A 5,401-nucleotide genomic window follows, 5' to 3' on the forward strand; every position below is an offset into this window, starting at 1 on the left:
GAACAAAAGCGTCAGGGCAACGTGTTCACATGGGTCAATTCTCAGTGAAAATTTTGCAGGCTACCGGGTCACTTCTCAGCGGGAATCAACAGTTTGGCATCTTTCTGGCGCAGGGCAACCCGTTCTTCGGGCGATTTTCCACGTGCTGCCTTTTTGACCTTATAAAGCAGCGCGATGCACCGGATTGCCTCTTCGGCGATATCTGATCCCTGTGATTGGAACACCTCCGCGAACTTGCGCAGGACATGGGCCATGCAGGCCATCTCGTGAACCTCGTCCCTGGCGAAGATATCGTTGAACCCGGTGTAACCATCTGCGTGGATCCAACCTCTGAACTGGCCCAGATGGGCAGTGGGATGTTTGCCTGCACGGTCGGTACTGACCTTGTAAAAGGCGGCAGATGGTGCCTGACTGTCCCACGGTCGCTCGTCCCGAACATAGGTCCAGATGCGAGCGGTGCTGCACTTCATCTTTGCCTGCATCCTGATCGGGGTGTCATCCGCGAAGATAGCCGCGCCGGCACGGACGTACCGGCCAATGGTATCAGCCAGGGATTCTAGAAGCTTCGTGGATAGACCGACCCAACCCGCCAGGGTGGATCGGTCAAGATCAATGCCGTCGCGTTCTATGATCTGGCTTTGCCTATACAGAGGGCAGTGGTCCGCATACTTTGAGACCAGCACATGCGCCAAAGACCCGCGCCAGGGCGTCCGCGCTCAATCGGACGTGAGGGAAGCGCCGCTTGTACGATCTTGTCGCAGCATTTGCAGGCGATGCGCGGACGCACGATCCGGTTCACGATGAAGCGGCCCGGTACGTACTCCGGTTCCTCGGTCACATCTTCCTCGATGGCCCGCAACGCTCCCCACATTTGCACGCCTCGCCTGGGGTCAGCACCTGCTCGTGGCGCGGTAAAGACGGCCGCAGTGGCTTGCGCTTCGGTTTTTTGCTTCGGCTCAGGCGCGACGTTGGTGTCTTGGTCTGTCGCGATGCTGGCGGCCGCGGTCTCTTCTTCTTCCAGTCGAAGTTGCAGGTTCAGTTGATCTGCAGGTTCAGATTTGGACCCAAAGCGGTGCCGATTATGCCCCGCCAGCTGATGCTTCAGCTTCTCGATCTGAAGCGCCTGCACCTTGGCCAGTTCGACCAAACTCTCAGCCGCCACGCACAGCTCGGCAGGGTCAGAAGGCAGGGATTTGGTCGCATCAAACATGGCCCGCTTATAGCGAGCCTGGCTACAGATATGAATTCTATGAGGCTGGATTTGCTGACAATTTGCCGACCGTCAAAGGCCGCCACGTCCGCTGGGGAGATCGCCAGTCAATACCCTCCAGCAGCATCGACAATTGCGCCGTTGTGACGAACACTTTTCCCTCAGTCGAGGAAGGCCACACGAATTTACCCTTCTCCAGACGCTTCAAGAACATACAGGCACCCTGGCCGTCCCACCACACGATCTTCACCAAATCGCCACGCCGCCCTCGGAAAACAAACAGATACCCCGAATACGGATCCTGCTTCAACACACTCTCGGCCAGAGCGGGCAGACCACTGAACTGCTTACGCATGTCCGTGACACCAGTCACCAGCCAGATCTTCGTTTGCGCCGGGACAGGGATCACGACATCATTCCCTTTATCAATCCAAGAACCGCCGCCAGCTCCGTCGTTCCCTCCACCAGTATACGCCGTCCGTCCGATAAGGTAATATCAACCCGCCGCGCCGAAACCGCCGCGTCCGACGGTCGCGCTTCTTCAACCATTGGAACAGCAACCGTCCCCTCAATCTCAACAGGAAGAAAACCCGCGTCAGAACCCGGCTCGTCAATCTCGGGCTCTGGCGCAAACCGCGGATCCTTCAACAACGTGTGGATCAGATTGGCGTTCATCGCATACCGCCGCGCGACTTGCGCAACCGACACGCCAGGCACCGTCGTCTGCGCACAGATCGAGCGCTTCTCATCATCCGACCAGAACCGCTTCTTCTGACCTTTCTTACCCGCCATCAACCGCCTCAAAATGTCCATTATTCACAATGGACATTATCACTATCGCTCAAATGCCGTCAGAGCGGGCAGACCGGACGGTTACTACTGGAATGACCGTGAAGCACAGGAAGGGCCCTTTGCAAAGTCGCGCCCGCGGCAACGGGCAGCCGCAATATCCAACTTCCAATTGCTGCAACGCGGCCCGTCAATGCAGCCCTTCGCTGCGGTTGCGAGATCAAGATAGCGGTAAAGGGCAAAGAGGCGGGTCAAAACCAGCCGTTAGCAAAATATCCCGAAGGTCCGGTCCAGAGCTCTATTGTTGTCCTTAGGGCTAACTTGGCCCCGTGCCTGGAACGGACACAAAGACAGCTTGGTCTTTTAGACAAAAACCGATGCTGGAGTAGTTCGCTCGTCCTGTTCTTTCATCCACCCTTCCTCCCGTTCAGCAACCACGTGCGTATCATGCCTTTGCCTCGAACTTCTATCAAACCGCGTTCGACGAAGATGTATCGGTTCATAAGGCGTTCATGAACGTCCGATGTCACCTGGATTTGACCAGGCTCGCCGGTTTGCTCCATTCGCGCCGCCATGTTAACTGCGTCGCCCCAAACGTCGTAGAAGAACTTTTGCCTGCCTACGACTCCGGCGACGACCGGACCGCTGGCGATACCGATGCGAATCGGCACCGCACGTCCTTTCGGATCAACGAGGTCAGCGAGCGCGTCGCGCATCTCCAGTGCGAGATCTGAGAGTGCCTCAATTTGGTCTGGCCGCGGTACGGGCACGCCACTCACAACCATGTAAGCATCGCCGGTGGTTTTGATCTTCTCGAGGCCATGCTTCTCGACGAGCGTGTCAAGATCGCTGAAGACGTCGTTGAGGAATCGAACGAGATCCTCCGGATCCGTATCGCTTGCCCGCGCGGTGAAGCCCCCCATGTCGGCAAAAAGGACAGAGGCCTGATCGTAACGGTCGGCAATTACTTCGCCGCCACTCTCCTTGAGACGTGCAGCCACACTGACAGGTAGGATGTTCGCGATCAATGCCTCGGAACGCTCGAACTCATGCTCAGCCGCCGCCTCGGCATGCGCGATCTGACGCATCGCATAAAGTACGATCGCAAACAGGATCGCAAAGCTCAGTACGACAGAGGGAATGAAATTCGCAACGAAAACCTGGTGCGGCGACCGCAGCCCTGTGTTCACCGGCGTCACGGCCTCCAGAACGATCGTGACCGTAGCGGCCAACGCGACCAGTGCGACTGCAACTGGGAGGCGTATCTCTCCGTAGAACGGAATGAGAAGCGCCGGAACCAGCAGGGCCCAGAAGTGCAAACCCGATCCAGTTCCAAAGATCAGACATAGTCCGGAAATGTCGGCCAACCCAACCGCGATAAGCAGGGACGCTCCCAGCGACGGCCCCCACCGATGCATTAATGGGACGGCGCTAAAACCGAGCGCGGCGCCGAGATGGACGAGCGATGGCGGCCACAGGCCGGGATTGGGGTTGATCATATGGGCGACGACAAATCCCAAAGAAACCGCCACGAGCGCAAATGCGGTCGCGTTCACCACGCGGAGCCGCCGCGCGACCTTTTCTGGATAGCGATCGGTGCCAAAGCGGATCGTTGGAAGAACTCGGCGCCATTTCATACAGACCCCTCCAATGCCTTCGATCATAATTGGGTGTCGGAATGAGACGAACGTCAAGCTTGCAGACAGTGTGAAACGGGCGCGACAGCATGAATGAATGCCGTCGCCGTTGCGCGAAACTTGCGTCGCCGAGGATGAGCCTCGCTGGCAAACCTTCCACTGGGTCACGTCGTCGGGGACATCCCGATTGGGTCAAGAATACGCAAAGCGCACGCGAACCAAACGTCCGGATCAACCGATGTTGCCGCCGTTCGCACGCACAACAGCATCCTGGAGAAAGGGCTCGAACCGGCCTTGCGGCACCGCAGCGTCCTTATCGCTGGCCTGGACGGTTGCCGGCGCTCCCGCATGTGACCGCAGTCAGCCCAAACGCGACATTCGTATCCGGCGCAGTGCCAGCTTCGCTGCGGGTGCGAAGAATTTGGGTCATTTTCCCGAAAGCGGCCATCCAGTAGGTAGCGCATGCCCTGCTGTTCGAAGGCACCTTTGTCGTCCTTACCCTGCCTGTTCTCGCCTGGGCAATGGGTTTGACTATTTGGGGCGCCATGAAATTGGAGGCAGTGCTGATTATCTTCGTCTCAATCTATACGTTTGTGTTCAATATCGTGTTCGATTGGTCTCGCATGACACTGGCCAATCAGGCTATGTCGTGACCGGCAGGTGTGAAATTCCGTTATTGGGTTCACAGTCCACCAGCGCACCGCCCGCTTCGGGCTGGCTCCCGTCATACCTGGGAATTCCCGAGATCCACCCTGATCTTTCAGTGCGGTGGTCTGGGCACCGCGGCGGTGCGAGGATGCAGTGAGCCCATTGGTCCAATGCCGCGCTTCGCACGAATGTCCGCATTGGAGAGGGTAAGTAGCCGTTACGGAGCAATGTTTGCCCTGGAATTCCGACTGGAAGCAATATTCCAAACACTTCAAACTCCGACTGCAGGTTAATTTTGCACTCTGACCTGGCTTGGAGATTGTCCAAACAACCGTTTGAACTCTCGACTGAACTGCGCCGAGTTTTCATAGCCGACGCGGTTTGCAGCGAGACCGGCTTTGAGACCATGATTTTCAATCATTGATTTGGCAATGTTGAGACGAATTTTTTTGAGATAACGCAGAGGCGGTTCGTTCGTCATACGTATGAAGGCACGGTTAAAAGTCGAGACACTCATTCCGGCCTCTTGGGCCATTTCCGATACGGACATCGGTTTGGTATAGTCGTGGTGCAGTTGGTTCAGGACTTTCGCAACGCGGGATGAATGACCGCCATATTGGGCCAGAGCAGCCAGTGCCGGGACCGAGAGCCCTGCAGTCGGCTGGGTTGTCCAGACAACTCAGCAGGCGTGTTACGGCAGATGTCAGTTCCGGTGTCATGCCAGCTTTGCCGATCCCAAAAGCGCTGTCCGGCGGGTTCGACGCCGGCAAAGCAGCGCATTCCGGTAAATCGTTAATCAGCTGGTAAGGCTCTTGTCTGTCAACATCCACAACAAGCCCCACTACAGGCTCGTCTCTGCTGACCCGGGTTTCGCATTCCAGCGGCATGGGCACAGTCGGCACAAGGTAGGTGTCAGCATCGTATTGAAACACTCTGTCGCCAAGGTAAGCCGTCTTGCTACCCTGTGCGATGACAACAATACCAGGTTCATAGCTGCATTTTTGGCCAGTGTCTGCTCTGGGGTCAAAGCGGATGAGGTGGGTGGCTCCTGCTCCACCGGCATCAAATGTGCCGAAGTGCAGTTATCACCGACTGCTAGGAAAGGAGCCACCCAATG

General features: G+C 57.0%; 8 protein-coding genes. 1 reads left to right on the forward strand and 7 read right to left on the reverse strand.

The window, feature by feature from the left end; translation table 11 throughout:
• Window positions 1–68: 68 nt before the first annotated feature.
• The 5 genes from ACR0AO_RS25090 to ACR0AO_RS25110 form a co-directional block, all read right to left on the reverse strand.
• Window positions 69–683 carry an IS66 family transposase gene (locus tag ACR0AO_RS25090; protein ID WP_480609644.1) on the reverse strand — a complete coding sequence of 205 codons (615 nt, stop codon included), beginning with the start codon at window positions 681–683 and terminating at the stop codon, window positions 69–71.
• Entirely contained in the window at window positions 626–1,210 is a 585-nt protein-coding gene (locus ACR0AO_RS25095; RefSeq protein WP_480609647.1) for an IS66 family transposase zinc-finger binding domain-containing protein, read from the reverse strand. The genes ACR0AO_RS25090 and ACR0AO_RS25095 overlap by 58 nt, the downstream gene beginning before the upstream one ends.
• 37 nt (window positions 1,211–1,247) lie before the next feature.
• A complete protein-coding gene (gene tnpB, locus ACR0AO_RS25100; protein WP_480609649.1) occupies window positions 1,248–1,619 on the reverse strand; it encodes an IS66 family insertion sequence element accessory protein TnpB in 372 nt (123 codons plus the stop codon).
• Complete coding sequence (gene tnpA, locus ACR0AO_RS25105) at window positions 1,616–2,002, reverse strand: IS66-like element accessory protein TnpA (protein ID WP_480609652.1); 387 nt, start codon at window positions 2,000–2,002, stop codon at window positions 1,616–1,618. Before tnpA ends, tnpB begins: the two co-directional genes overlap by 4 nt.
• Before the next feature lie 404 nt (window positions 2,003–2,406).
• On the reverse strand, window positions 2,407–3,636 hold the full coding sequence (locus ACR0AO_RS25110) for an adenylate/guanylate cyclase domain-containing protein (RefSeq protein WP_480609655.1): 1,230 nt from the start codon (window positions 3,634–3,636) through the stop codon (window positions 2,407–2,409).
• Window positions 3,637–4,103: 467 nt separating this feature from the next.
• On the opposite strand from ACR0AO_RS25110, the gene ACR0AO_RS25115 reads away from it, so the two are divergent.
• Complete coding sequence (locus tag ACR0AO_RS25115) at window positions 4,104–4,289, forward strand: chlorhexidine efflux transporter (RefSeq protein ID WP_480609658.1); 186 nt, start codon at window positions 4,104–4,106, stop codon at window positions 4,287–4,289.
• Between the two features lie 284 nt (window positions 4,290–4,573).
• On the opposite strand, the gene ACR0AO_RS25120 is transcribed toward ACR0AO_RS25115, so the two are convergent.
• Both ACR0AO_RS25120 and ACR0AO_RS25125 read right to left on the reverse strand, forming a co-directional pair.
• On the reverse strand, window positions 4,574–4,867 hold the full coding sequence (locus ACR0AO_RS25120) for a helix-turn-helix domain-containing protein (protein ID WP_480609661.1): 294 nt from the start codon (window positions 4,865–4,867) through the stop codon (window positions 4,574–4,576).
• Window positions 4,782–5,366, reverse strand: coding sequence for an AraC family transcriptional regulator (locus ACR0AO_RS25125; RefSeq protein ID WP_480609664.1), 585 nt, complete (start codon window positions 5,364–5,366; stop codon window positions 4,782–4,784). The genes ACR0AO_RS25120 and ACR0AO_RS25125 overlap by 86 nt, the downstream gene beginning before the upstream one ends.
• Window positions 5,367–5,401 lie beyond the last annotated feature (35 nt).

The sequence above is a fragment of the Ruegeria sp. AF8 genome, assembly GCF_056541825.1.